Raw genomic sequence first — 26,320 nt, forward strand, 5'->3', positions numbered from 1 at the left:
GCAAAGCGTGCGGCGCGCCTCACTGAACGACGGCGCGACACGGCGCACTCCATTGCGGTTCGAGCGTGCCGTCGGCGGCGAAACGGTAGTGGCCGTCGCGCCAGCCGAGCGCGAACAGGCTCAGCACGCTGCTGTAATAACCCATCGGCGTCGCGCGATCGAGTTGCCCGGCGCGGGCGATCTGCGCATCGGCGAGCGCGTGCTCGCCGCGTGCGTCGAGAAACGGCGCGGCCGCCGCCGAAAAGCCGGCGTTGCCCAGGTTCGCGCCCGCGCGCCCGCTGGTCGTGTCGACTTTTTCCGGCGGTGCATCGTGCGCGGCGATGAAGTTCGCGAACGGCGCGAAACGCGCGAGCAAGGTCGACGCAAGCGGGTCGCGCGAATCGAGCATGCCAGCCCACAGATAGACGCGGATCGCGTTGTACGCGCTTTCCGCATGAGTCTGCGGGTCGGGCGCGAAACCCTGCTTCGCGCGATACAACGCCCAGTCCGGTGCGAAGCCTTGCGGCGCGGTGTCGGTCAACACGTGCCCGGTGCTCGCGAGAAGACGCGACCAGCGTGCGTCGTCCGGCAGCCGCGTGGCGAGGCCGCGCATCACCTGCGGCGGCGCATAGCTCGGATTGACGCGCCACACATCGGCCTCCGGATGAAAGCCGGCCGGACCCGGCAGCAACGTGAGGCCGAGTCCGGGAACACTGGCGGTTTCCTCGTCGAGCACGCGCTTCGCGAGCACCGCGCCGCGCGCCGTGTAGCTGCGTTCATGCCACGCGCGGCCGGCTTCCAGCAGCGCGTAGGCGATCCACAGATCCGCATCCGATGACGCGTTCGTGTCGAGCACCTTCCATTGACCATCGTCCGCGCGGCCCCATAGCCAGGCCGGCAGATGCGCGGTCAGGTCGCCTTGCGCGAGATGCTGTTCGGTCCAGTGCAGGATCGTGTCGAAGGCCGCGCGATCGTTCGCGACCAGCGCGAAGAACAGCGCGTACGACTGGCCTTCGGAAACCGTGCGCGAATCGGCGGAGCCGACGTCGATCACGCGACCGTCGGCGGAGATGAAGTCGCGTTTGAATTGTTGCCAGCGCGGCCAGGCGGAGGGCGCGCAATCGGCGGAGGACCTGGCCGGGGCGTTGGACGCGGCGATGTTCGCGGCATTGGCCGTATCGGTCGCGCGTGTCACGTCGGACGGATGGGCCGTGTTCGCCGCATTACGCTCCCGAGTCGCGTTGGTCGCGTTGGTCGCGTTGGCCGCGGCGGCCGCACTAGTCGCGTCGGCGATGTTCGCCACACCGGCCCCACCCGCGCTCTCCGACGCTCCGCTTGCAAACGCCCGCGGCGTCACGATCGCCACCGCCATCGACACGCACGCCACCGCCATCGCAACGCCAATCGCGCGTCCGATCACCGCGGCCATCGCCAGGCCAGCGCCCTCTCCGCGCGCCTCGCCCCGCCCCGAGTCCGACGGCGCTGTCGCCTTCGCCCGCGTCATCGCTCAAACTCCTCGGCGGCGCGCGGCCAGTTCCTGCAGCGCGGTGAACGCGCCGATCGCCAGCAGCAGCCCGGCCAGCGCACCGAGCACGCCGAGCAGCACCGGATGCTCGATCGCCTTGCTCCACAGCCGCGCATACCACGGCACATAGCCGACCAGATACGGTTCGCCGACGCGCATGCTGTCCACTTCCCCGCCGCGCAGCAACGCGACGTCGCCTTGCAGTTGCGCGACGCGGTCCGGCTTGTCGAACATGTCGAGCAATTGCGTCAACTGCTGCTGATCGGTGGCCGTCAACGCGACAACGCTGCGTCCCTTGCTGCCCGGCAGTTCGAAGCCCATCAACGCAGCGAGCGCGCCGTCGCGTTCGATCCGCGCGCTGCCGTCCGGCAGATGCGCGCCGTTGCGCCACTGCTCCTTCACCGAAAACGACGCGCGCGTGATCGGGCTATCGGCTGCGCCATCCTGCGACGCCGCGCCGATGCTCAACGGCAACGCCTTTTGCCAGCGCGCGAGCAGCGGCGCCGAGCCGTTGCCGCCGATCACCAGCAGATCCTTGCCCGTCAGTTGCGCGAGCTCGCGAGGCCGCGCAATCTGCACGCGCAGCGCCGGATAGCCGGTCCACTGTCCCATGTGGCCGAGCATCGTCAGCATGCTTTCGAGTTCCTGCGGCGCGGGATGCTCGGAAATCACCACCGCCGTCTGCGCGAGATCGGCGTAACGCGTGAACGGGAAGCCGCTGTTCGCGAAGTACGCGAGATTCGGCATCTGCGCGTAGTGGACGAAGCCCGAGAAGTCGATCGTCGAATCGGGATCGACCGCGGCTTGCACCGGATTCGACGCCACCGACTGGCACAGCCCGGTCTTCTGCGAATCCAGATTGAAGCGCAGCTGCAACTGGTTCGAGCTGCCGACGCGGAACGCCGGAATGTCGAGCGCGCTGCTCGACCGGTTGCCCGCGTTCGACAGCACCGGCAGTTGCAGACGGCCTTGCGCGTCGTCGGCGCTGGCCGGTGCGAGCCGGTACGACTTGACGAGCTGATCGTTGATCTGCACCGCGAGCGCCGAATTGTTCTGCACTGTCGGCGCGGTGTAACGGTACTTCAGATTCAGCGGCACGCCAGCGCCATTCCACGAGAACAGGTCGGCGGGCACGCGCAGGTTCAGGCGGATCGCGTCGGGCGCGCTGCCATGCACCTGCAACTGGCTCAACTCGTCGGTCAGTTCCCTGAACGCGACCGGGCGATCCACCGGCACCCAGCGCGGCGCATCGTATGGTTTGCGCGGCGCGCCGATGTCGATCTGCCCGATCCGCACAGCGGGCCCCGCCATCGCCGCCTTGCCGAGCACGAGCGCGGCGCCGGCTTCGTCGACTTCGGCCGCGGTGCGGCCCGTCACGATCAGCAACTTCTTGCCGGGCGCGGCGGGATTGTCGGCGACGATCAGCATCGAGCCGTTGACCGGCGGCAGTTGCAACCCGGCGGGCAACTGTTCGCTGCGCGCGACCACCACCGCGTGCGCATCCGACGGCAACGCGGACAACGCCGGAAAGCGCGCCTGACGATAATCGGCCTGCGCGCCGAACCACGACGCCAGCACGCCGGCGCTGCGCAGCGTCGCGTTGTCGGCGGCGGCCGGCAGCACGAACGGCAGATTCAGCCGGCTCACGTCGCGCCGGTCGAAAAACGGGGCGGGCAGCAACGCGAGATCGTTAGGCAAGCGAATTGGCGCGGTGTCGAGAATCAGCTCGCTCGTCGGACTCACGTCGGCCCACAGCGCGGAGTTCTCCGGGTCCTCGCAATGATCGAGCGTGTAATGCGCGATCAGGCGAAGGCCGAGCTGGTTGTAGTCGGTGAGGAAACGCGGATCGAGCGCGATCTCCTGCGTGACGATCTGCCCGGCGTGCTCGCGATCGAATGGCACGGTCGCGACCACTTCGTTGTTGATCGACACCTTCAGATGCGAGAGCGCGAACACCAGCGACGGCGAGTACGTGTAGCGCAAGCGCAGCCGCGCCGCCGTGACCACGCGATCGAGACGCACGCCGGCGTTGACGGTGCGCGCGTCGTCGAGTCCGCGCAGATTCAGCGGTTGATACGCGCCCAGCGCGGCGAACGACAGATGGGTGGTGGCCGCGTTGGCGTTGGCGTTGGCGTTGGCTGACGCCGCGGCGTCTGTGGTGCCGGCGACGTTCGCTGCGTTGAGCGCATTCGTCGCGTTCGCGCGGTTAGGCGCGGCCATGCCGGCCACCGTCGATGTCGACGCCGACGTTAAAGCGGCCACGGCCGGCGAGGACGCCGCGCGCGCGGACGGCGCGGCCACCGCTGCAACGACATACGGAGCGCCGAGAATGGCGCTCAGCGAAAGGCACAACGACACGACTGGTTTCATGGACAGATCAGCTTGTTGGACCTCGGCCGTCCGCCCTTGACTGCATCGGGCACTGTGCGAATTCGGTCTGCCGCGCGAGCGCGCGGAAATGGGAAACGATGGCGATGCGACCGCGACGCGGTCCTCTGCCCTTGCCTTGTATACGGAAGTTCTGGCGAAACCTTGAATGACCGGCGAGGCGACGGGCGTGGCCACACATGAAGCGGTTCCGGCACTACGTGCGCGCGGGAAGCTCTTTCTGATATTCCGTCGTCCGCCGACACGGGATCGCCGCGCCGTGGGGCGGCGCAAAGATAGCACAAACTTGTGACAATTTGTGACATTTAAGGCATGCTGCCGCCTTCCCGACGTCGTCCTGATCATGAGCAATCCGACCGAATCTTCCGCGGCCTGTCCGCCCGCAAAACGTAGCGGTCCGCTACGCGCGTTATTCGCGCTGCGGCATTCGTGCGACGGCATCGTCGCCGCGTTGCGCGAGGAAAGCGCGTTTCGCCAGGAGGCGGCGCTCGCCGCGGTCCTGTTGCCCGCCGCGCTGCTGATGCCGGTCGGCGCGATCGAGCGCGTGTTGCTGATCGTGTCGGTGCTGCTCGTGCTGCTGGTGGAGTTGCTGAATTCGAGCATCGAGGCCGCCATCGACCGGATTTCGCTCGAACGTCACGAGCTATCGAAACGCGCGAAAGATTGCGGCAGCGCGGCCGTGACGATCGCACTGCTGATTTGCATGGTGACGTGGGGCGTGTTGTGCGGGCCGCTTGTTTATCACTGGCTGCGCGGATAGCAGGGCGATTTTTATGTTCTCCCGACTATTTCTTCCGGACACGATTTGTCCGGCTCGCAAACGTTAGCGTGGCAACGAGCTGTGCGTTGTTTTGCTTTATTTTGAAGAGTTCGACGTGCGCTACGCATCCGCGTCGCGCGCGATTGCCGCGGCAAGTTCCGCGATCTGCGAGAGCGCGAACACGCGGATGCCGTGCTGCCGCAATAGCGTCGCGGTGACGCCCGCTGCGGCATGCGTGGCCCCGCTGAATTCGCCGTCGTAGATGAAGGTGCTGCCGCACGATGGACTGCCGTCGGCAAGTAACGCATAGCGGCAATGTTCCGCTTGCGCGAGTTGCAACGCGTGGCGGGCGCCGGCAATGAAGAGCGCGGTAACGTTTGCGCCGGTGTTGTCGTCGATCGACGCAGTGTGGTTCAGCACGTCGGCGCCGCTTCGGCGCTACTGGATTTCCGCCGGCGGCCGCGGCGTGGGAAAACCGGCGGCCACTTCCGGACACACGATCACGAGACGGCCTTCGTCGCGCCAGCGATCGAACCATACGTCGCGTGCGGTTTTGGCGGCGCCGTCGTAGCGGACCGGGTGACCGGCCAGACACGCACTGACCAGAATCTTCAACATGACGATGACGGTGCCCTCGCGGGCGGGCAGCTTCGGGCAGAAGATTGTAAAGGGGATTCGCCGACCCTTCGCAGGCGGCCCCGATGACGCGACGCGCTTACAGCGCGCAAAGCGGCGCCCCCCGGCTGATTCGCTGCACAGTTCGCCTTCCGGGTATGCGGGTCGATGCTGGGCACACCTATTGCTCTACTCCGCTCACCGGCAAAAAACCCGTCGAAGCACGCCGTGCCCACGACGAGTCGCCGTCCTTTACTTCAATCCAGCCATCCATCGGTGGGAGGTCCCATGCTTCGATACGCTGTAATTTTCTTCATCATCGCCATCATCGCCGCTGTCTTCGGCTTTGGCGGTATCGCCGCGGGCGCGACTGAAATCGCCAAGATCCTGTTCTTCATCTTCGTGGTGATCTTCCTCGTCACGTTGCTGATGGGCGTGATGCGACGCTGACCCGCTGCGTTCGGCGGATAGCTGGACACACCTCTGCGCCGAGGCGGGCAGCCGCGCTTCGATGCAATACTTGCCACACGGTATTGCAATAGTTGCTGCCCGCGTCGGCGCTCGCCTATTTTTCGATACTCTTTTCGACACGCGCAGCTTTCGCGTGTGCGCTCATATCGCTGCGTGCCGATGTTCGCGGCGATGCAGCGCGCCGCCGCAGACCCACCTTATCTCTTCATTGTTTTTTCCCCACGCATTCAGGCAGCGTGCGCGATCGGGCGCGTCATGCTCAGACGATGCGACCAGTTCGCGAGCGTGCGCGTCGCCACCGGCGGCTTGCTCAGAATCGCGCTGTCGTAATGCTTGCCGTCAAAGCGCGTGAAGTCGACGATGCGAAACCCCTGGCCGCGATAGAACGCGACCAGATGCGCGGCCGGTTGCGGCGTATCGAGCGCGAGTTCCGCGTAGCCGCGCGTGGCGGCCCAATGTTCGGCGAACGCGAGCAGCAACGTACCGATGCCGCGCGACTGCCACACCGGCTCCACCGCGAACTGCCGCAAGCTCGCGATATCGTCGCGACGGTATAGCTCGCACGACGACTCGCGCTCCGGCGCGTAAAGCGTCATCGTGCCGACAATGCGTCCTTCGCAGACCGCCACATAGCAATCGCCGCGCGTCGCGCGTAAACGCGTCGTTTCGACGGTCTGATCCACGCAGGTGCAGTTCAGCCCGAGGGCACCGAGCGGCGCGAAGGCCCGATGGAGCATCGCCGTCAACGCGACGAACGAATCGCGCGCGGGATCGAAGCGGCGCAACTCGACATGGCCGACGCCATGACACACGTAATCGATACGAACGGTTTGCTGCGTTGTGGCACGACGCTTCACGTTGAGCACCTCGAACAATCAGGATGCTCGAAGTGTAGATTTGGCCAGGGAGCGCCTCAAGAAAAAATGTCGTAAAAACTCACATGGAAAATCACGCAATGTTTTCCGCTTCGTAAAGGCGCCGGCCCGCTGCATCCTTCGCGCCGAGAATCGGCTCGAAGTCGATCGGCCACTCGATGCCGATGTCGGGATCGCTCCACAGGATGCAGCGCTCGAGTTCGGGAAACCAGTACTCGGTGGTCTTCCACACGCACTCGACCACATCGGACAGCACCACGAAACCGTGCGCGAAACCCGGCGGCACCCAGATTTGCCGCTGGTTCGCGGCGCTCAGATATTCGCCGCTCCATTTGCCGAAGTTCGGCGAATTGAGCCGCACGTCCACGACGACGTCGAACACCTCGCCCTGCACCACGCGGACGAGTCGCCCTTGCGGACGTTGCACCTGATAGTGCAACCCGCGTAATACGCCGTGCACCGCGCGCAGATGCCGGTCCTGCACGAAATTGAAACCTTGCGAGACGTCATCGGCGAATTCGTCCGCGCTAAAGCTCTCGAAGCAGAAGCCGAATTCGTCACAAAACACTTCGGGCTCGATGAGTTTCACATCCGGCAATGCCGTCGCCATTACCTTGTTGCCCATTGCCGCTATGCTCGTAAGAAGGCTGGCCGGCGAAAATACGGCCGCCGCTGCGGCCGCGTTCAACATTGATGAGGCGCACCCGTCGGCACGGGCGCCTGCTGACATGCTACGCCTCGTTTGCCACCCTGCTGCGCGCGCGATATTCCGTGGGCGATAGCGCCATGCGCTTGCGGAAGATCTTCGCGAGACGATCGCCGTTGCCGGTGCCGCTGCGCCGCGCGATCTTGTCGACCGGCAATTCGGTTTCGGTCAGGAAGTTGCACGCGATGCGCAGCCGCACTTGCAGCAGGTAGTCCGATGGCGTGACCTGCATCTCGTGCTTGAAGCGCCGTAGAAAATTGCGTTCGCTCATCGCGGCCACCTGCGCGGCGTCGGCCACCGACACGGGACGATCGCAGTTCGCCTCCATCCAGCGCGCGGCGGCGCGGATTTTCTCGGCCACGCTCAGCGTGCCGCCTTCGGCGGGCAGCGGCACCCACGTCGCCGCCATGCCGGGCATCACGCGATCGGCGACACTGCGCGCCAGTTCGGCCCCCAGGTCGCGTTTGATGAACATCAGCGCGGCGCGCGCGCAGTCGTGACGATCGTTCGATGCGCTCAGCGCGGCCTCGCTCGATGCGCCGCCGGGATAGCGGTTCATCTGCAGCCCGTCGTGATCGGTGGGGCCGGCGGCTTCCAGCACGAGCCGGCCTTCGCCGATGGTTTCGATCGCTCGCGTGCGCGCCTGCACCGCGCGCAGCCAGCCGAGCAGCCGCTCGTCGCGCGCCGCCGCGTGCGCGCCGTAGCCGCCCGCAATGAACAGCACGTCGAAACCGCTACCGAAGCGTGTGTCGATGCGATCGGTCCAGATGCGCGCCGATGAAGAACTGGCGACGCTGCCGCCGTCCATCGACAGGAATTGCACTTCATAGGGCGGCTCCTCGCCGGCCCGCGAACCTGACAGTTCGTTGGCGCTCTGGAACATCTCCACGACGGTGCCTGGACCGAGCAGCCAGAAGCCGTCGAACAGCAGGATGCCGATTCGCCGCGCTGCAGTACGAACGTTCAAAGTCGGCGTGTGGAGCCACGTAATTCTCGCGGTATCAAGGTGCATTTGCGGCATGATCTTTCCCCAAACGGTCATACGTTGTGGACCCCGATGTGCCGTTAGCTGGCCGAAACGAGCGAATGAATTATTCCAACTGAAACCGCCGCCAGCGCCGCTTAACGGATTAAGCGTGATGTTAGCGGAATGGCCCGGCATAGTAAATTTAAAAACAAATCTTCATCAGTAAAGAGAATGTATGAAGAAAACAATTATTTCGCGTTTGATATGAGATCGCGGCGATGCGGCGTTGCCACAACGAGGAGGCGAGCCATCTGTTGCGAGCGTGAGCCGCCAAGCCATATCTGGCTTGGCTATCACGGAATATCACGCGGCAATTTTGCAGATTCTGCGAAGTAACGGCTTTGCAAACAGGCCCGAACCGGATTCAGTTAAAAGTGTTTCAAACATGAAATCCGAATATCCCGGATAATGAGCGTTCAATCCGGTATTTATTCGCAAACCAGGAATTTATTGACTGGATCATGGGAGCTACGCGGTCTATATCCTTATTGCGCGAAATTAATATTTCAAAGCGGCAATTCGCCGACGACAAAAAATGTTTCTATATTGAAACACCGCAATCCTTTACGTATGACCTAAGATCGCTTTCCAGCGCGCAAACGTTTATACGTCAGATGATTGAGCGCGCTGCAGCAAATTGGCCGCGAAATTCTTTCTTGAATAAAGTTTCATGCGCGAATCACGCTCTTTAAGGAAGGCCGCTCCGCGCCCCGTGGTCGTTCGCGTGACTGTGAGCTTGCGAAAAGCAGGAACCACGGCGCGATTCGTGAGCGTCCTGTCCTCACGCGGATGGCCGATCGTGGCCGGCAGGTAGGGAACTGCTTGCTGTGACTGTTGGATGGTGACTACACGCGGGCTACGTCGCCGCGCTTCGGGGCGCGAGCGGTGAGCGGTGAGCCCGAAGCCGTCCATCATCTCGCTTCGACCACACGACGCGTGCTCGCCAATCAGCAGGCGCCGCGTGACCTGGCTCAAGAAAGCGGCGCAAACAAAGTCTGCGCCGCTTCGACATCTCAGCCGTTCGTCCCCTCACCCGCTACGACGGCCGCCGCGCTGTGCCGGGTGCGCGCAAGCACGGGCCGCAACGCGGCGCCCGTATGACTGGCCGGGACGCGCACCAATCCTTCGGGGTCCGTAGCAGCGACGATCGTGCCGCCGCCCACGCCGCCTTCCGGACCGAGATCGATGATCCAGTCCGCCTCGGCGATCACGTCGAGATCGTGCTCGATGACGACGACGCTATGGCCACCGTCCGCGAGACGATGCAGCACGCGAATCAGTTTCGCGACGTCCGCCATGTGCAGCCCGACGGTGGGCTCGTCCAGCACATACAGCGTGTGCGGCGGCTTCTGACCGCGCCGCGTGATGTCGTCGCGCACCTTGCTCAACTCCGTAACAAGCTTGATCCGCTGCGCTTCGCCACCCGACAGCGTGGGCGACGGCTGACCGAGCGTCAGGTAGCCAAGCCCGACGTCCTTCATCAATTGCAACGGATGCGCGATGTTGGAAATGGGCGCGAAGAACTCGACGGCTTCGTCGATTTCCATCGTCAGCACGTCGCCGATATTCTTGCCGCGCCATGTGACCGCCAGCGTCTCGGGATTGAAGCGCTGCCCGTGACACACGTCGCAAGGCACCTTCACGTCCGGCAAAAAGCTCATGCCGATCGTGCGCACGCCTTGCCCCTCGCAAGCCGGGCAACGGCCGTCGCCGGTGTTGAACGAGAAACGCGACGCCGTGTAGCCACGCGCTCGCGCTTCGAGCGTGCCCGCGAACAGCTTGCGGATCGCATCCCACACGCCGATGTACGTGGCGGGACACGAACGCGGCGTCTTGCCGATCGGCGTCTGATCGACTTCGAGCACCCGGTCGATGCTCTCCCAGCCGGTGATCGAATCGCACCCTTGCCACGCATGCGTGACGTTCAACGGCGCCCGCGGAGCGGAGCGCGCCAGCACGCTCGAGCGGCGGTTCGCGGCCGGCTTTTCCTCGGCCGCCGCGCGCGCGCGCCGTGTGGCCGGCGACGACAGCACCGAGCGCCCGACCGCATCCAGCAGGTTGGCCATCAGCACGTCGCGCGCGAGCGTCGACTTGCCGGAGCCACTGACGCCCGTCACCGCGACCAGCCGCGACAGCGGAATGCCCACCGTGACGTTGCGCAGGTTGTGCAGCTTGCCGCCATGCACGGTCAGCCAGTTCTCCGGCACCGCGGCCGTACGCTTGCCCGCCGCGATCACCTCACGACGCGGCTGCAACGGATGCACGATCGGGTTCGCGAGAAACTGCCCGGTGAGCGAATCGGGCTGCGCCGACAGATCGGCCACACTGCCCTGCGCGACCAGCGTACCGCCGCGCTTGCCCGCGCCCGGCCCGATGTCGATGATGTGATCCGCGCGCCGGATCGTATCTTCATCATGCTCGACGACCACCAGCGTATTGCCCTTCTCGCCGAGCTTGCGCAATGCGTTCAACAAAATCTGGTTGTCGCGCGGATGCAGGCCGATCGTCGGTTCGTCGAGCACGTAGCACACGCCTTGCAGATTGCTGCCGAGTTGCGCGGCCAGCCGGATGCGCTGTGCTTCGCCGCCCGACAAACTCGGCGCGGCCCGATCAAGACTCAGATAGCCGAGTCCGACTTCCTCCAGAAACTGCAGACGGCTGCCGATTTCGCTGATCACGTCGCGTGCGATTTCCGCGTCGCGTCCAGTCATCTCGATCGAGTCGATCCACGCGCGCGTGTCGGATACGGTCCACTGCGCGACGTCGACGATCGCCTGCGTGTCGAACGTGACCGCCCGCGCGGTCGGGTTCAGACGCGTGCCCGCGCAATCCGGACACGGTTCGTCGACGAGGCCCTCGGGTTCCTGCTCCTCCGACGGCAAGCTCTGCTCGCGGCCGCGATTGTCGTCGACGACGATCGTGTCATCGTACGCGGCGCGTTGCTCGCGCGTGAGCGAGAGCCCCGTGCCGACGCAGGTCGTACACCAGCCATGCTTGCTGTTGTACGAGAACATGCGCGGATCGAGTTCGGGATAACTGGTGCCGCATACAGGACACGCGCGCTTCGTGGACAGCACCTTCACCGCGCCGAGCTGCGCGGTGGCATGGCCGCCGTTGAGCGCGTCGTGCAGACCGTCCAGCGGCGCGAGCAGATGCATCACGCCCTTGCCGACTTCGAGTGTGCGGTCGAGCGCCTCGCGCAATTCGGCTTCATGGTCCGCCGACACCACGAGGTCGGCGACCGGCAATTCGATCGTATGTTCGCGGAAGCGATCGAGCTTCGGCCACGGGTCGACCGGCACGAACTCGCCGTCCACGCGCAGATGCGTATTGCCGCGCGCCTTCGCCCATTTCGCGAGGTCGGTGTAGACGCCTTTGCGGTTCACGACCAGCGGCGCGAGGAAGCCGACATGCTGGCCCTTGTGATCGCGCAACAACTGCGCGGCGATCGATTCGACGCTTTGCGACGTCACCGGCGTGCCGTCATGAATGCAATGCTGCAAACCGAGCTTTACATACAGCAGACGCAGGAAATGCCACACCTCCGACGTGGTCGCCACGGTACTCTTGCGGCCGCCGCGCGAGAGCCGCTGTTCGATCGCGACGGTCGGCGGAATGCCGTACACCGCGTCGACTTCAGGCCGCCCGGCCGGTTGCACGATGGAACGTGCGTATGCGTTCAGCGATTCGAGATAACGGCGCTGCCCTTCGTGGAACAGGATGTCGAACGCAAGCGTGGACTTACCCGACCCGGATACGCCGGTAATCACGTTGAACTTGCCGTGCGGAATGTCCACATCGAGCGCTTTCAGGTTGTGCTCGCGCGCATTGACGATGCGCACCACGTCCTCGCCTTCGATCGCGCGACGCGCGCGCGCCGCGCTCAATGCCTTCTGCAACGGAATGCCTTGGGGCTCCGGTTCGGCCGCCGCGTCCATCGCGCGGTCGTATTGCAGAAGCGCCTCGCCGGTATGCGATTCCGGGCACTGCTTGACGTCTTCCGGCGTACCCGCGCACAACACGCGGCCGCCGCCGTCGCCGCCTTCGGGACCGAGGTCGATCAGCCAGTCGGCCGCGCGAATCACGTCGAGGTTGTGTTCGATCACGATCAGTGAATGACCGCTCGCGAGCAGTTTGCCGAACGCCTGCATCAGCTTGGCGATGTCGTCGAAATGCAGGCCGGTGGTCGGTTCGTCGAACATGAAGAGGCGCTTCGCGACCGGCTGCTTTGCGCTGCGCGCGGTGCGCGCCTGCGCCGATTCCGCGAGGAAGCCCGCGAGCTTGAGCCGCTGCGCCTCGCCGCCCGACAGCGTGGGCACCGGCTGGCCGAGCTTCACGTATTCGAGGCCCACGTCGACGATCGGCTGCAATACGCGCAGCACTTCGGCGTCGTTCGCGAAGTAAGCGGTGGCCTCGCTGACGGTCAACTCCAGCACGTCGGCGACGCTCAGCGCACGCGCCGGCTCGCCGCGTTCGATCTTCACTTCGAGCAGTTCCGCGCGATAACGCCGGCCGTCGCAATCAGGACAGCGCAGATACACGTCGCTCAGGAACTGCATCTCGATGTGCTCGAAGCCCGAGCCGCCGCAAGTCGGACAACGGCCGTCGCCCGAGTTGAAGCTGAACATGCCGGGGCCATAGCCGCGTTGCTGCGCGAGCGGCGCCTTCGCGAACAGCTTGCGGATTTCGTCGAACGCGCCGACGTAGCTGGCTGGATTCGAGCGCGCGGTCTTGCCGATCGGCGACTGGTCGACGAACACGACGTCGGTCACCTGGTCCGCGCCGGTGAGGCTCCTGAACGCGCCCGGCGATTCGGTGGCGAGCCCAAAGTGCCGCGCCATCGCCGGATACAGGACGTCCTGCAACAGCGTGGATTTGCCGGAGCCCGACACGCCCGTCACGCAGACGAGCCGCTGCAACGGAATCTCGACCGTCACGTCGCGCAGATTGTGTTCGGTCGCGCCTTCGAGCACGATGCGCGGCGTGCCCGCGTCGACCGGGCGTTGCGACCAGTGCGCCGCATCGGCCACGTGCCGGCGCCCGCCCAGGTACTCGCCGGTCAGCGTGCCGGACGAACGGATCGCCTCGGGCACGCCGTCGAAAATGATCGAGCCGCCGCGTTCGCCCGGCCCCGGCCCCATGTCGATCAGACGATCTGCCGCCAGCATCACCGACGGGTCGTGTTCGACCACCACCAGCGTGTTGCCCGCGTCGCACAGCCGGTGCATCGCCTCGACGATCCGGTTCAGGTCGCGCGGATGCAGGCCGATGCTCGGCTCGTCGAGCACGAACAGTGTTTTGGTCAGCGACGTACCGAGCGCGGTGGTCAGGTTGATCCGCTGCACCTCGCCGCCGGACAGCGTGCGGCTTTGCCGGTCGAGCGTCAGATAACCGAGGCCGACGTCGCACAGATATTTGAGGCGCGTACGCACTTCGGCGAGCAGCAGCTTCAGCGCGTCGTCGAGCAACGCGCTCGGCAGGGTGATCTCGTCGAAGAAGCGGCGGATGCGGTCAATCGGCATCAACATCAGGTCGTGCACGGTCAGCCCCGGCAGCGCTTCGAGCTGCGCGCGCGACCACTGCACGCCGCGCGGCAGGAAGCGCCTGGCGGCCGGCAATACGTCGTCCGCGTTCGCCTTGCTGCCCAGGCGCCACAGCAGCGATTCCGTTTTCAGACGCGCGCCGCCGCAGGTCTCGCACGGCGTATAGCTGCGGTACTTCGACAGCAGCACGCGAATGTGCATCTTGTACGCTTTGGATTCGAGGTACTCGAAGAAGCGTTTGACGCCGTACCAATGGCTCTGCCACTTGCCGTTCCAGTCCGGCGAACCGTTGATGACCCAGTCGCGCTCCGCGTCCGTCAGTTCGCCCCACGGCGTACCGCGGCGGATGTCGGCTTTCGCCGCGTAGCGCATCAGGTCGTCCTGGCATTCCTTCCACGCGGGCGTTTGCATCGGCTTGATCGCGCCGTCGCGCAACGTCTTGCGCGCATCGGGAATCACGAGGCCGAGGTCGACGCCGATCACGCGGCCGAACCCGCGGCAGACTTCGCACGCGCCATAGGCCGAATTGAACGAGAACAGCGCGGGTTGCGGATCGGCATAGCGCAGGTCGCTCTCCGGGCTGTGCAAGCCGGTGGAGAAACGCCAGATTGGCGGTTCTGCCGCCTGACTCTCCGGTCCGTCCGACGACGCCGGCAGCACATAGATGTTGACGCGCCCGCCGCCGCGTTTGAGCGACGCCTCGATCGCCTCGACTACCCGCTGCTTGTCGACCGAACGCAGCCGGAAGCGGTCGGCCACCACGTCGAGCAGCTTGCGCCTGCCGGTGGGCGAATCGACTTCGCGCTGCGCCTGCACGCGCGTGTAGCCGCTCGCCGACAGCCACTGCTCCACTTCCTGTTCGGACGCGGACTCCGGCAATTCGACCGGGAACGTGACGACGAGGCGCGGCTCGTCCTGCGCGGTGCGTTCGAGCAGCTCCGCGTAGATCGTCTCGGGCGTGTCGTGGCGCACCTGCTGCGCGGTCTGACGGTCGAACAGTTCGGCGGCGCGCGCGTACAGCAGCTTCAGGTGATCGTTGAGCTCCGTCATCGTGCCGACGGTGGAGCGCGAACTGCGCACCGGATTGGTCTGGTCGATCGCGATGGCGGGCGGCACGCCATCCACCCGGTCGACCTGCGGCCGGTCCATCCGATCCAGGAACTGGCGCGCGTACGCGCTGAAGGTTTCGACGTAGCGCCGCTGCCCTTCCGCGTAGAGCGTGTCGAACACGAGGCTCGACTTGCCGGAGCCCGAGGGGCCGGTGACGACCGTCATTTCGCCGGTTCGTACGTCGAGGTCGACGTTCTTGAGGTTGTGCTGGCGCGCGCCGCGAATCTTGATAGTGCCGTTAGATGACAATTTTTCCGACCGTCTGAATGTCTGAATGAGTGGGCCACCTCTCACGGACGCCTCGCGACCGCGCAAGTTCGATGCAGTCGGGAACGGCGGCGCGCACGCGCGATAGACGCGCCGCACGCCGGGGTTCCGGATTGCAACGGGATACTATACTGTATATCTATACAGTTTTCCATGACGCGGCACGGCCGCGTTTTAGAGGCGCTTCGCGGCTCGAGGAGCACAAGGAGCGCCCGTCGCTGAGCCCGGCAGCAAGCGTTGTGCCGATCGGAAGAAGAAGGTTTTCGAGGCCGCGCGCGGCGGCGAAAGAACCGACGGACGAGCAGGCGAACAACCAGATAGCAGGCCTCGCGCGGAGTGACGTTAAATTGGAATCAAGCTCGTCCCAAAGCGGCAACCGCGATGCATGACTTCGCAAAGTGCCCGGCGCCCATCACGCAGCATACGATTCGCTCCAAGCCAGCCGCGCTCGTGGGCGCCTCGCCTAGCCGTACGCGCTTTCCACGCTAACCGGCCCAGTCGACGCCGAAGCCGCCGCGTCGCCCGCCCCAGCTTGCGGCCGTGCCCCGCGCTCGCCGAGCGCGAGCGCGACACAGCGCCTCGCCAGCACCTCGGTCGGATCGACGAGCCGCACCATCCGTCCGCCCGGACACGCGAGCACCGCGTCGCGCAGCAACAGCGGCAACTCGGTGCAGGCCAGCACGATCACCTGCGCGCCTTGCGCAACCAGATCGCCGACGGCGGCCGCGAGGTCGTCGACGCACTCGCCCGACGTGTAGCCCGCCTTCGCGCCGCGCGGTCCGTAGATCGCGTTCATCAGCCGACCCTGCGCGAGCGCGGCCGGCGCGATCTGCGCGAAGCCGCGCGCTTCGAGCGCCTGTTCGTAAACGCGGCTCGCCAGCGTGCCCGAGGTCGCCAGTACGCCGACTTCGCGCAAGCCAGGAAAGCTCTCGCGCAGATAATCCGCGGTACAGGTCAGCATATTGACGATCGGAATGCGCAGCGCCGGCTGGATCCGCTCGACGAACGCATGCGCGGTATTGCACGGAATCGCGATCAGATCCGCGCCGCCCTCTTCGAGCGTCTTGCACGCGGCATAGAGCGCGAGCGTCGGGTCGTCGCCGTTGCCGAGCAGCGCATCGGTGCGGTCGGGAATCTGCGGATTCTGTTCGACCATTACCTTGATGTGGTCCTGATCGCGCGCGGCCGGCGTATTGCGCACGAGCTTGGCCATGAAGTCGACGGTCGCGGCAGGACCGACGCCGCCCAACACGCCCAGCTTGAAGCGCCGCTCCGGCCGCGCATAGTGCCCCGCCGCGACGTAGCGCGCGTAGACCTGATTGGTATCGACGAGCGGCACGTCGAGCGGCCCGAGCGCGCGCAGAACGAAGCCAATCTCGGCGAGCCCCGGCACGATGATCTCGGCGCCCTGTGCGACGAGATCCGCGCAAGCGGCCCGCAACAACTCCACCGGCCGGCCATGCACGCAGCCGTTGCGGATGCCGGCGTCGCCATACACCGCGCTCGTCACGCAGTCGACGCCGGTGTCCTGACGCGGATGCAGCACCTCGTAGCGTCCCGCCTCGAAATAGCGTTCGAAAAGACCGTTTTCGCGGATGACCCCGGTGGTCAGCACGCCGATCCGTCGCGCCGACGGATAGGTCCGCCGCACGTGCGCCGCCAGCGCCGTCATGATGTTTGCGACTGGCACGCTCAGGTTCGCCGAGAGTTCGTCGATGAAGGTATGACTGAGGAAGCACGGCAGCACGATCGCATCGACGCCGCGCTTTTCGAACGCGCGCATCGTGTCGAACATGTGGATCTTGAACCGGGCGTTCGCTGTGTCCGGCGCGGCCTCGCCTTGCCAGCCGCGCGGTTCGAGCAACAGGTCGAACGGCCCGGCCGCGCCGCGCCGGCGTGACGCGGCGCTGATTCTGCTCAAGATGTCGGCGCTGGCGAACTGGGCCGTGCCAGCCGCCACGCCCAGCGAACGAAAACGATGCATGATGACTTCCCCCGTCATGGCCGTCCGCCTTGATGGTAGGCGGCTTTTGTGCGCTTGAGGATGACATTATGTCGGCCGCGCATGACGTGGGGTTAACCACGAAAAATTCGATTTCTTTCCGTGACTTCGCAGGCCGTCCGGCGGGCCGCTTCTCGGGGAGCACTTAAGCCGCTTCGGCGACGCCATGCGCCGCGCCCCGCTTGCCGCGTTCGAGCGTGCCGATGCAAACCAGCGAGACGCCCGCGAGACAGCTATAGAACACCGCGAGCGGCCACCACGCGCCCGGATAGCGGTGCGCGAGCACGGTGCCGATCAACGGCGTCAGCCCGCCGGCCAGCGCCGCGCATACCTGGTACGACAGCGAGATCGCCGAATAGCGCACGCGCACCGCGAACGCGGTCGACATGAAGCCGGCCATCACCGCATACGAACTCGACATGCACATCACCGCGAGCGCGATGCCGATCACGATCGCCACCGGCCGGCCGGTCGACACCAGCGCGAACATCGGATAAGGCGAGAGCATCGCGAGCGCCGCCGCGCCCTTCAGGAAGCGTCCGGTGCCGATGCGTTGCGCGAACCAGCCCGACCCCAGCTGCGTGAACAACTGGACGAACGCGACGACGAACAGGCAATCGAGTATCAGCGAACGGTCGAGACCGAGCGTCTGGGTCGTGTAGTTGAGCATGAAGGTGTTGACGAACCACGCACCGGCCACGCCGATCACATTCGCGCCGAGACACAGCAACACGGTACGCCACGCGTCGCGCAGCACTTCGGCGACCGGCAGCGCGGCGACACGCCGCTGCGTTTTCAGCGCGTCGAATTCCGGCGACTCACCGACGCCCGAGCGGATCAGTAGCCCGACCACCAGCAGCACCGCGCTCGCGAGAAACGGCAGGCGCCAGCCCCACGCGAGAAACGCGTCCTTGTCCATCGACGCCACCGCGCGAAACGCGAGCAGCGACAGGATCAACCCGGCCGGACTGCCGAGCTGCGCGAACGACGCGAAGAACGTGCGCTTGCCCTTGGGCGCATGCTCGCTCGCCATCAGCACCGCGCCGCCCCACTCGCCGCCGATCGCGATGCCCTGCGCGACGCGCAACAGCACCAGCAGCACCGGCGCCCACGTGCCGGCGCTCGCATAGGTCGGCAAAAAGCCGATGCCGACGGTGCCGACTCCCATGATCGCAAGCGTCGCCACCAGCGCTTTCTTGCGACCGATGCGGTCGCCCAGGTGGCCGAACACCAGGCCGCCGAACGGCCGCGCGAAAAAGCCCACTGCGAAGGTGCCGAACGACGCGAGCGTCGCGAAGAACGGATCGCTGCCGGGGAAGAACAGCTTGCCGAAGATCAGCGCGGACGCGGTGGCGTAGATATAAAAGTCGTACCACTCGATGGTGGTGCCGACGAACGCGGCGGCCGCCGCGCGTTTGGGTTGCCGGGTGGCGGCGTGATCGTCTGGCTCGCGATGCATGTCTGTGTCTCCGAGATCGTTCTTGTGTGAAAGGCGCGGCCTCTGCGTGCCGTCGCCGGAAAAAAACGCGCGCTAGCTTTCGACCCGGCTTTCGACCTGGTCCTCGATCCTTCCGCCCTTCAGCACGCCCGCTTCGAACAGACGCTGCTGGGTGGCCGCGTCGATCCCCAACGCGTCGAGCACGTCACGCGTGTCGGCGCCGAGCGACGGCGGCGCGCTGCGATAAGTGGCCGGCGTGCGCGACAGCTTGATCGGCGACGCGGTGCCGCGATACTCGCCCATCTCGATCACCATCGCGCGATGCACGGTGTGCGGATGCTGCGCGACGACATCGACGGTTTGCACCGGTCCGCATGGCACGCCCGCGTTGATCAGCGCGTGCGCGAGCGGTTCGCAGTCGTGCGCCGCGAGCAGGCTTTCGAGCGCGGCCTTCAGCGGCTCGCGATGCGCGCAGCGGCTGCGGTTGTCGGCGTAACGCGGATCGTCGGCGAGTTCGGGCGCACCGAGATGCGCGCACAGCTTCGCGAACTGCCGGTCGTTGCCGACCGCGAGAAAAATCGGCGCGGACGCGGTGCGGTAGCTGTCGTAAGGCGTGATGTTCGGATGCGCGTTGCCGCTTCGCTGCGGCGTGCGGCCCGAGCCGAAATAGTTCGGCAGATGCGGATGCAGCAGCGACACACCGCAGTCGTACAGCGCGATGTCGATCGACTGGCCGCGCCCGCTCTTCGCACGCTCGGCGAGCGCGAGCAGAATGCCGGCGAGCGCGTTCAGGCCCGTCACCATGTCGACGACCGGCAAGCCGACGCGCGTGGCCGGGCCGTCGCGCTCGCCGTTCACGCTCATCAGGCCGGTCATCGCCTGGATCGCGGCGTCGTAGCCGGGCAAGCCGCCGAGCGGACCATCGGGGCCGAAGCCCGACACCGCGCAATGAATCAGCTTCGGGAAGCGTTCGCGCAGATCGCATTCATAGTCCATGCCCCAGCGCGCGAGCGTGCCGGGCTTGAAGTTTTCGACCAGCACGTCGGCGTCTTCGAGCAGCTTCCACAGGATCGCGCGGCCTTCCTCGCGCGACAGATCGACCGCGATGCCCTGCTTGTTGCGGTTCACGCCCGCGAAGTACCACGCGGTATCGCCGTAGAACGGCGGCCCCCAGCCGCGCGTTTCGTCGCCGTCGGGCGGTTCGAGCTTGATCACCTGCGCGCCGTGGTCGGCGAGTGCTTGCGTGCAGTACGGGCCGCCGAGCACGCGGCTGAGGTCGATCACTTTGATGCCTTGCAGCGCGCCCTGGCTGTTGTTCGCGGATGCGCTCATTGCACGCCCCCGGCCGGCAGCAGTTGCAACGCCTGGTCGAGCGTGATTTCGTGGCCGTCGACCAGCGCGTCGATCACTTCGATCTCATCCGTCGCGCTGCGCAAGTCGAGCGGATCGGACGGCAGCAGCTTGTGCCGCACCACCAGATGCGCGAGCGCGAGACGCCGGTAATCGGGCGCGAGGCGCGCGCCTTCGCACGCCATCAGCACCGCCGTGCTCGCGTGATACAGCGCCGAGCCCGCCTGCCGGACCCATTCGTCGCGACCGGAATCGGCGACGCTCGCGAGCGCATCGCACGCGCGCGTCACGGTCCAGCGCAGCAGCGCGAGGCTCGCGGCCGGCAAGCCGGCCGCGCCGAGCAAGTCCTGCAGATAGTTGCGCAAGGGTTCGAGCGCGCCGTCGCGCTTCGCGGCCCGCGCGATGTCGAGCGCGACGATGTTGCTGGTGCCTTCCCAGATCGACCCGAGATGCGCATCGCGCACGAGCCGCGCGTCGCTCCATTCCTCGATGTAGCCGGTGCCGCCGCGCACCTCCATCGCATCGCCGGTGACGCGGCGCGCGTCGCGGCACGCGCGGAACTTGATCAGCGGCGTGAGGATGCGCACGCATTTCGCCGCCTGACGGTCGCCCGCGTCGGCCTGCGGGAGCAGTAGCGCGATGCGCATGAACATCGAGCGCGCCTGTTCGGCGGGCAGCATCATCTTCAACAATTGCCGCTGCATCAGCGGCATGTCGATCAGCTTGCGGCCGAACGCTTCGCGATTGCGCGCGATGTGCAGCGCTTCGGTCAGCGCGCGGCGCATCAGGCCCGCCGCGCGCACGCCGTTCGACAGCCGCGACATGTTGATCATGTCGGCCATCTGATGAAAGCCGCGCCCCACTTCGCCGATCAGATAAGCCTGCGCGCCTTCCAGCACGATCTCGCCGCTCGCCATCGAGCGGCTGCCGAGCTTGTCCTTCAGACGCACGATCCGGTAGCTGTTACGCGAGCCGTCGGGCAGCGTTTTCGGCAGCAGAAACAGGCCGAGTCCGTTGATGCCGGGAGGCGCGTCGTCGGGGCGGGCGAGCACCATCGCGAGGTCCGCGTCGGCGTTCGAGCAGAACCATTTGTCGCCATACAGACGCCACGCCGCGTCGCCGTTCGCATCGGTTTCGAGCGCGGCGCGCGTGGCGATGCGCGCGACGTCGGAGCCGGCCGCCTGTTCGGTCATGAACATCGCGCCTTGATACAGCGTGTCGAAATCGCGCGACGCGAGCATCGGCAGGAAGCGCGCAACCAGTTCGGGCGCGCCGAATTTGCGCAGCGTGCGCGTCAGCGAATCGGTCATGCTGACGGGACAGCACAAGCCGAATTCCGCTTGCACGAACAGGAAGGTCAGCGCGTATTTGACGAGCGGCGGCGGTGTTTTTTTGCCGGCGCGCGTGTCGTGGCTCATCGATGCAAGACCCAACTCCGAATAGGCGACGCGTTCCAGCGCGACGTAGTCGGGATGCTTGTCGATGCTTTGCAGCGCCTCGCCGCGCCGCGTGCGATGGTGGAGTTGCGGCGGGTTCTTGTCGGCGGACAGTGCCCATGCGTCGAGTTCACCGGACGCGCGTTGGCCCAGTTCAACAAGCTGGCTTTCGAGTTCGCGGTATAGCTCGTCGCCGAGATGCAGCCTGATGAGGCGCGCGAAGTCGGGATCGCTCGTGAAGAAATTGATGCCCCGGCTATCGGGGATGTTGGACGCGCCGTGCGCCGGCTGCGCGGTGATTTCACTCATGCCTGTCTCCTGCAAAGCTGTCGGCCAGAGCTAGCGCTTTAGCGCTTACTCCGGTCCCATGCATCGTTATCTCGTGGACAGAGCATAGAAGTGGCTTCGATAATCGTCTAATACAACTTATATCCGGTACGATAGACACGGCTTATCGATAAAAAAACGGAGACGCCCGTGGACCTGAAGCAATTGCGCTATTTCGTGGCGGTCGCCGAGGAGCTGCATTTCGGCCGCGCGGCCAAGCGGCTGTTCATTTCGCAACCCGCGTTGAGCTTCGACATCCGCAAGTTCGAGGAACAGCTCGGCGTGCAGTTGCTCGCGCGCACCAACAAGTCGGTGGCGCTGACCAACGCCGGCCAGGTGCTGCTCGACGAAGCGCGCCGCCTGTTATTGCAGGCGAGCGAAGCCGAGCGCATCACGGTGCGCTCCGCGCACGGCCTCGCCGGCCGCTTGCGGATCGGCTTCGTGAATTCGATGTTGTACCGCGGCATGCCGCAGGCGGTGAGCCGCTTCGAGGCCGACTATCCGGGCGTCGAAATCGTGCTGAAGGAGATGAACACTAGCGAGCAGGTGCATGCGATCCAGCGGATGCAGATCGACATGGGCTACGCGCATTGGGGCAACTTTCCGACCGACGTCACGTCGACGCCGGTGTTTTCCGAGCCGTTTTTATGCTGCCTGTCGGTCGATCATCCGCTCGCCCGCAAGCGTCGGGTCGATCTGCGCGCGCTGGCGCAGGAGCCGTTCATTCTGTTTCCGCGCACCGTGTCGCCGCATTATCACGATCTGATCATCGCCCAGTGCGTGAGCGCGGGTTTCAGTCCACAGATTCGTCATGAGGCACGCTTGTGGCAGACCGTCGTCACGATGGTCGGCTTCGGCATGGGCGTCGCGCTAGTCCCGTATACGCTGCGGCAGGTGCAAGACCCGCGCGTGTGCTTTTTGCCGTTGCACGGCGAGACGCTGCTATCGCAAGTCCTGCTGTTGCGCAGGAACGGCGAGGCGGAGCCGGTCGCCGAACGGTTCGTCGAGTATCTCAACGAGGCCGGCGGCAAGTCCGTAAAAACGCTTCATTCGGCGCCGTCGGGACGGCCTGGATAAGCGGTCAGCAGCCTGTGGGCGATCATGTCCACGGCCGGTTTGACGAGGCCGTTCTTGTCGGTCCAGACCTTCGGCGTCAAGGTGCCGCTCAGCGCGACACTGTCGGCATCGCTCAGCGCGAGCAGCGCGGTTTGCACATCGTCGTCGAAGGCGATCACGTTGACGAAGATCGTGTCGCCGTCGTTCGTCGTCGCCCGCACCTTGCAGGTCACGAAGCGCCTGCCGTTCTGCCCCGTGCGAATCTGCGCTTCGCCGTATAAGCGTCCGCCCACCAGTCCTTCAATCATTTGCGTTGCTCCTGTTGTTGCCTCGCCGAAGGGTTTCCGCTCGGGCGTGTCGTGTGAAAAGCCTGTCGGCCGGCACGGTGCGTATGATCCCACGAGAAGCGGCGCGGCCCGCATAAAAGAATCGGAAACAGGCGCGCGGAGCGGCGCAGGGTCGGCATGCGGTTGACGCGTGCCTCGCGCTTGCCCTCGTTCGCCAATCGCGCATCGCCGTTGATCAGGCGCACGGCGCTCATCCGCCCTCCATCAGATCCACTCCACGCACGAGGCGTTTCGCCAGCCGCGCTTGCCGCAACTGTTCGAGCCACCATTGCAACGCGCGCCCCTCGTGATCGCCGCGCCACGCGACATACAACACGTTCGGCTCGCGCGGATCGGCGGTCGTTTTCTCGACCAGCTCGCCGCGCTTTAACAGCGACGCCACCCGCTGACGCGGCAGCCATCCGACGCCCAGGCCGTCGCGCTGCGCGAGGATTTTGGCGCGCATGCTGGGCACGGCCAGCGACGCCTGCCCGCCAATCACGCCATACGCGCGCCCGGCCGTCGCGCGCGACGAATCGGCCACCACCACCGCGCGATGTTCGAGGATCCGCTCGCGGCCGAGCGGTCCGTCGACCGTCGCCAGCGGATGACGCGGCGACACCGCGAACACCCAGTCCATCACGCCGAGTTCGAACCAGCGCAGGCCGGGAATCGCGGGCGGTTCATTGGTCGCGCCGACGATCAAGTCAGCGCGGCCGTCGCGCAACGCTTCCCATGTGCCGCTCAGCACTTCGTGCGTGAAGCGCAGCTTGACGCCGGTGTTCAGCGCATCGAATGCGCGCACCACCGGCATCAGCAATTCAAACTCGATGATCTCGTCCGTGACCACCCACAGCCGGTCCTCCCAGCCGCTTGCAATCTGCTTCACCCGCTGCGTCATACGCGCCATGTCGAGCATCAGGCGCGCGGCTTCGTCGGCGAGCAACTGGCCGGCGGGCGTCAGTTGCAGACGGTAGCGGCGCCGGTCGAACAGCAGCGCGTCGAAGCGCGTCTCCAACTGGCGCGCGGCATGCGAAATGGTCGACGGCGCTTTGCCGAGGCGCGCCGCCGCGCGCGACAGGCTGCCGGTCTCGCGAATCGCGTCGAGCAAGGCCAATTCGTCTTCGGAGAGCATGTTCCATTCCTTCGAACGGGTTCGATCGGAAGGATGCTACGGCAAAGCGCCGTTGCGAGTCCATCGGAGCGATCGCGCCACATTTGCCCAGTCAAAAACGGGCGCGATGCACGTTCGGCCAAATCGCACGTGCCGCGTGCTTTCGGCGCGCCCGCCCTCAAACCTGGCCCTGCTGCGGATTCTCCGCCGCCGCCTCGAAAATCTCCCGCAGCCACTGCGCGAACACCCGCACACGCGACGACAACTGGCGATTCTGTGGATACAGCACCGAAACCGGCATCGGCGGCGGCGGAAAATCCGCGAGGATGATCTTCAGCCGTCCCGCCGCCAGTTCCCCCGCGATCCGGTATTGCGGCACCTGCACGATACCGAGTCCGGCGAGCGCCGACCCGGCATATAGCTCGGTGCCCGTCACCGACACCGCCGATGGCAACACCATCGCCGTATTCCGCCCGTCGATGCGGAATTCGAGCGGCACCGGCTTGCCGGTTGCGCTCGACAGGTAATTCACCGCCCGATGCGTGGACAACCCCGCCGGATCAGCCGGCTCGCCGTACGCCGCGAGATACGCCCGGCTCGCCACCGTCACTTGCGGCAGTTGCGCGACGCGCCGCCCCCCCATCGACGAATCCTGCAGACTGCCCGCGCGCAGCACGCAGTCGATCCCTTCGCGCACCAGATCGACGAGGCGGTCGTCCTCGCCGATCGTCAGTTCGATCTCCGGAAAGCGCGCGAGAAACGCCGGCAGCGCCGGCACGACGAAGTGCCGCGCCAGCGTGCCCTGCAAATTCACCCGCAGCAGCCCCTTCGGCGCGAGGTTCGAAAACGACCCCTCGGCCTCTTCCATGTCGGCGATCAGCCGCACGCAGCGGCGGTAGTACGCCTCGCCGTCATGCGTGAGCCGCACCGTGCGCGTGGTGCGCTCCAGCAGCCGCGCGCCGAGCCGCTGTTCCATGCGTTTCATCAGATTGGTAACGGTGGCGCGCGGAATCTGCAGATCGTCCGATGCGCGCGTGAAGCTCTGCCGCTCGGCGATCCGCACGAAAACTCGCATTTCCTCGAAACGATCCATCGTTCGACACTCCGGCGGCTGTCGTGGCCGCCAATTGTTAAAGAAAATGGAATGATGATACTCGGTCCAGCCCGATTATCTAAGCGGCGAAAGCGTCCATGATTTGTCTCACTCACCCACCACCCGCAAGGAAACGATCATGAACACGCTCAACAACGCGCAAGTCGCCGTCGTGACCGGCGCATCCCGTGGCATCGGCGCAGCGGTTGCGCAACGTCTCGCGAAGGACGGCTTCGCGGTCGCGATCAACTATGCGTCCAGCGCCGGCGAAGCCGATGCCTTGGTCGCCGGACTCACCGCCGCGGGCGCGCAGGCGATCGCGGTGAAAGCGGACGTGTCGAACGCCGACGACGTGCGCCGCATGTTCGAGATCACCGAGCAGCAACTCGGCAAGGTGGACGTGCTGGTCAACAACGCGGGCGTGCTCAAGACCGTGCCGCTCGCCGACACGAGCGACGCGCTATACAGCCAGACCTTCGACATCAACGTGCGCGGCACTTTCAACACGCTGCGCGAAGCGGCCGCGCGGATGAACGACGGCGGGCGCATCGTCAATTTTTCGAGCACCACGCTCGCGCTGAACATGCCGGGTTACGCGATCTACAACGCGACCAAGGCCGCCGTCGAAGCGTTCACGCATGTGTTCGCGAAGGAACTGCGTGGCCGCAACATCACCGTCAACGCGGTGGCGCCGGGTCCGATCGCGACGTCGCTGTTTCTCGACGGCAAGACCGACGAGCAGATCCAGAACTTCGCGAAGATGCCGCCGCTGCAACGTCTCGGCCAGCCGGAGGACATTGCGTCGGTGGTGGCGTTTCTGGCCGGTGCGGACTCGGGCTGGGTCAACGGTCAGATCCTGCGCGCGAACGGCGGCCTTGCCTGAAGCGGCATGCAAAGCCACGGCACCTTCAA

19 protein-coding genes and 1 pseudogene are annotated in these 26,320 nt (G+C 65.7%); 4 read left to right on the plus strand and 16 right to left on the minus strand.

The annotated features are described in order from the left end of the window. Positions 1 to 19 precede the first annotated feature (19 nt). Together bcsZ and bcsB are read right to left on the minus strand one after the other, a co-directional pair. The gene (gene bcsZ / locus BGI01S_RS08885; protein WP_042324246.1) at positions 20 to 1,483 is read right to left on the minus strand and encodes a cellulose synthase complex periplasmic endoglucanase BcsZ; all 1,464 of its coding nucleotides are present in this window, start codon (positions 1,481 to 1,483) and stop codon (positions 20 to 22) included. A 3-nt stretch (positions 1,484 to 1,486) separates the two neighbouring features. Further along, on the minus strand, positions 1,487 to 3,874 hold the full coding sequence (bcsB, locus tag BGI01S_RS08890; RefSeq protein ID WP_042324247.1) for a cellulose biosynthesis cyclic di-GMP-binding regulatory protein BcsB: 2,388 nt from the start codon (positions 3,872 to 3,874) through the stop codon (positions 1,487 to 1,489). Positions 3,875 to 4,235: 361 nt separating this feature from the next. Between bcsB and BGI01S_RS08895 the strand changes: the two genes are divergently transcribed. Continuing rightward, positions 4,236 to 4,652, plus strand: coding sequence for a diacylglycerol kinase (locus tag BGI01S_RS08895; protein ID WP_042324248.1), 417 nt, complete (start codon positions 4,236 to 4,238; stop codon positions 4,650 to 4,652). Between the two features lie 120 nt (positions 4,653 to 4,772). Here the strand turns inward: BGI01S_RS08895 and BGI01S_RS08900 are convergent. After that, a pseudogene (locus tag BGI01S_RS08900) lies at positions 4,773 to 5,270 on the minus strand (DUF523 domain-containing protein). A 285-nt stretch (positions 5,271 to 5,555) separates the two neighbouring features. Between BGI01S_RS08900 and BGI01S_RS29465 the strand changes: the two are divergent. After that, entirely contained in the window at positions 5,556 to 5,717 is a 162-nt protein-coding gene (locus BGI01S_RS29465; protein ID WP_042324250.1) for a DUF1328 domain-containing protein, read from the plus strand. A gap of 248 nt (positions 5,718 to 5,965) precedes the next feature. On the opposite strand, the gene BGI01S_RS08910 is transcribed toward BGI01S_RS29465, so the two are convergent. From BGI01S_RS08910 to BGI01S_RS08945, 9 genes are all read right to left on the minus strand, one after another. Next, positions 5,966 to 6,595 (minus strand): GNAT family N-acetyltransferase, encoded by a 630-nt coding sequence (locus BGI01S_RS08910; RefSeq protein WP_042324538.1) that lies wholly within the window; start codon positions 6,593 to 6,595, stop codon positions 5,966 to 5,968. A 91-nt stretch (positions 6,596 to 6,686) separates the two neighbouring features. After that, entirely contained in the window at positions 6,687 to 7,238 is a 552-nt protein-coding gene (rfbC, locus tag BGI01S_RS08915) for a dTDP-4-dehydrorhamnose 3,5-epimerase (protein ID WP_042324252.1), read from the minus strand. Positions 7,239 to 7,344: 106 nt separating this feature from the next. Beyond that, the gene (locus BGI01S_RS08920; RefSeq protein WP_042324541.1) at positions 7,345 to 8,340 is read right to left on the minus strand and encodes a GlxA family transcriptional regulator; all 996 of its coding nucleotides are present in this window, start codon (positions 8,338 to 8,340) and stop codon (positions 7,345 to 7,347) included. A 609-nt stretch (positions 8,341 to 8,949) separates the two neighbouring features. Next, positions 8,950 to 9,321: a hypothetical protein gene (locus BGI01S_RS30135; protein WP_157004137.1), complete on the minus strand. Its 372-nt coding sequence runs from the start codon at positions 9,319 to 9,321 to the stop codon at positions 8,950 to 8,952. 38 nt (positions 9,322 to 9,359) lie between these two features. Further along, positions 9,360 to 15,248: an excinuclease ABC subunit UvrA gene (gene uvrA / locus BGI01S_RS08925; RefSeq protein WP_042324544.1), complete on the minus strand. Its 5,889-nt coding sequence runs from the start codon at positions 15,246 to 15,248 to the stop codon at positions 9,360 to 9,362. A gap of 481 nt (positions 15,249 to 15,729) precedes the next feature. Then, on the minus strand, positions 15,730 to 17,250 hold the full coding sequence (cuyB, locus tag BGI01S_RS08930; RefSeq protein WP_042324546.1) for a cysteate racemase: 1,521 nt from the start codon (positions 17,248 to 17,250) through the stop codon (positions 15,730 to 15,732). Positions 17,251 to 17,413: 163 nt separating this feature from the next. Then, positions 17,414 to 18,727, minus strand: coding sequence for an MFS transporter (locus tag BGI01S_RS08935; RefSeq protein ID WP_042324256.1), 1,314 nt, complete (start codon positions 18,725 to 18,727; stop codon positions 17,414 to 17,416). A 72-nt stretch (positions 18,728 to 18,799) separates the two neighbouring features. Beyond that, positions 18,800 to 20,038 carry a CaiB/BaiF CoA transferase family protein gene (locus BGI01S_RS08940; RefSeq protein ID WP_042324259.1) on the minus strand — a complete coding sequence of 413 codons (1,239 nt, stop codon included), beginning with the start codon at positions 20,036 to 20,038 and terminating at the stop codon, positions 18,800 to 18,802. Continuing rightward, positions 20,035 to 21,801, minus strand: a complete 1,767-nt coding sequence (locus tag BGI01S_RS08945; RefSeq protein ID WP_042324262.1) for an acyl-CoA dehydrogenase family protein — start codon at positions 21,799 to 21,801, stop codon at positions 20,035 to 20,037. Before BGI01S_RS08945 ends, BGI01S_RS08940 begins: the two co-directional genes overlap by 4 nt. A gap of 168 nt (positions 21,802 to 21,969) precedes the next feature. On the opposite strand from BGI01S_RS08945, the gene BGI01S_RS08950 reads away from it, so the two are divergent. Then, complete coding sequence (locus BGI01S_RS08950) at positions 21,970 to 22,896, plus strand: LysR family transcriptional regulator (protein ID WP_042324264.1); 927 nt, start codon at positions 21,970 to 21,972, stop codon at positions 22,894 to 22,896. Here the strand turns inward: BGI01S_RS08950 and BGI01S_RS08955 are convergent. The 4 genes from BGI01S_RS08955 to BGI01S_RS08970 form a co-directional block, all read right to left on the minus strand. Continuing rightward, positions 22,866 to 23,183 carry a single-stranded DNA-binding protein gene (locus tag BGI01S_RS08955; RefSeq protein ID WP_042324266.1) on the minus strand — a complete coding sequence of 106 codons (318 nt, stop codon included), beginning with the start codon at positions 23,181 to 23,183 and terminating at the stop codon, positions 22,866 to 22,868. The two genes, BGI01S_RS08950 and BGI01S_RS08955, sit on opposite strands and share 31 nt — an antisense overlap. Further along, positions 23,180 to 23,416 carry a hypothetical protein gene (locus BGI01S_RS08960; protein ID WP_042324268.1) on the minus strand — a complete coding sequence of 79 codons (237 nt, stop codon included), beginning with the start codon at positions 23,414 to 23,416 and terminating at the stop codon, positions 23,180 to 23,182. Before BGI01S_RS08960 ends, BGI01S_RS08955 begins: the two co-directional genes overlap by 4 nt. Then, entirely contained in the window at positions 23,413 to 24,336 is a 924-nt protein-coding gene (locus BGI01S_RS08965; protein WP_042324270.1) for a LysR family transcriptional regulator, read from the minus strand. The genes BGI01S_RS08960 and BGI01S_RS08965 overlap by 4 nt, the downstream gene beginning before the upstream one ends. A 157-nt stretch (positions 24,337 to 24,493) precedes the next feature. After that, positions 24,494 to 25,408, minus strand: coding sequence for a LysR family transcriptional regulator (locus BGI01S_RS08970; RefSeq protein ID WP_042324272.1), 915 nt, complete (start codon positions 25,406 to 25,408; stop codon positions 24,494 to 24,496). Between the two features lie 139 nt (positions 25,409 to 25,547). Here BGI01S_RS08970 and BGI01S_RS08975 point away from each other — a divergent pair, with 139 nt between their 5' ends. Then, positions 25,548 to 26,291 carry an SDR family oxidoreductase gene (locus tag BGI01S_RS08975; protein ID WP_042324274.1) on the plus strand — a complete coding sequence of 248 codons (744 nt, stop codon included), beginning with the start codon at positions 25,548 to 25,550 and terminating at the stop codon, positions 26,289 to 26,291. Positions 26,292 to 26,320 lie beyond the last annotated feature (29 nt).

The organism is Paraburkholderia ginsengisoli NBRC 100965 (assembly GCF_000739735.1).
GTDB lineage: Bacteria > Pseudomonadota > Gammaproteobacteria > Burkholderiales > Burkholderiaceae > Paraburkholderia > Paraburkholderia ginsengisoli.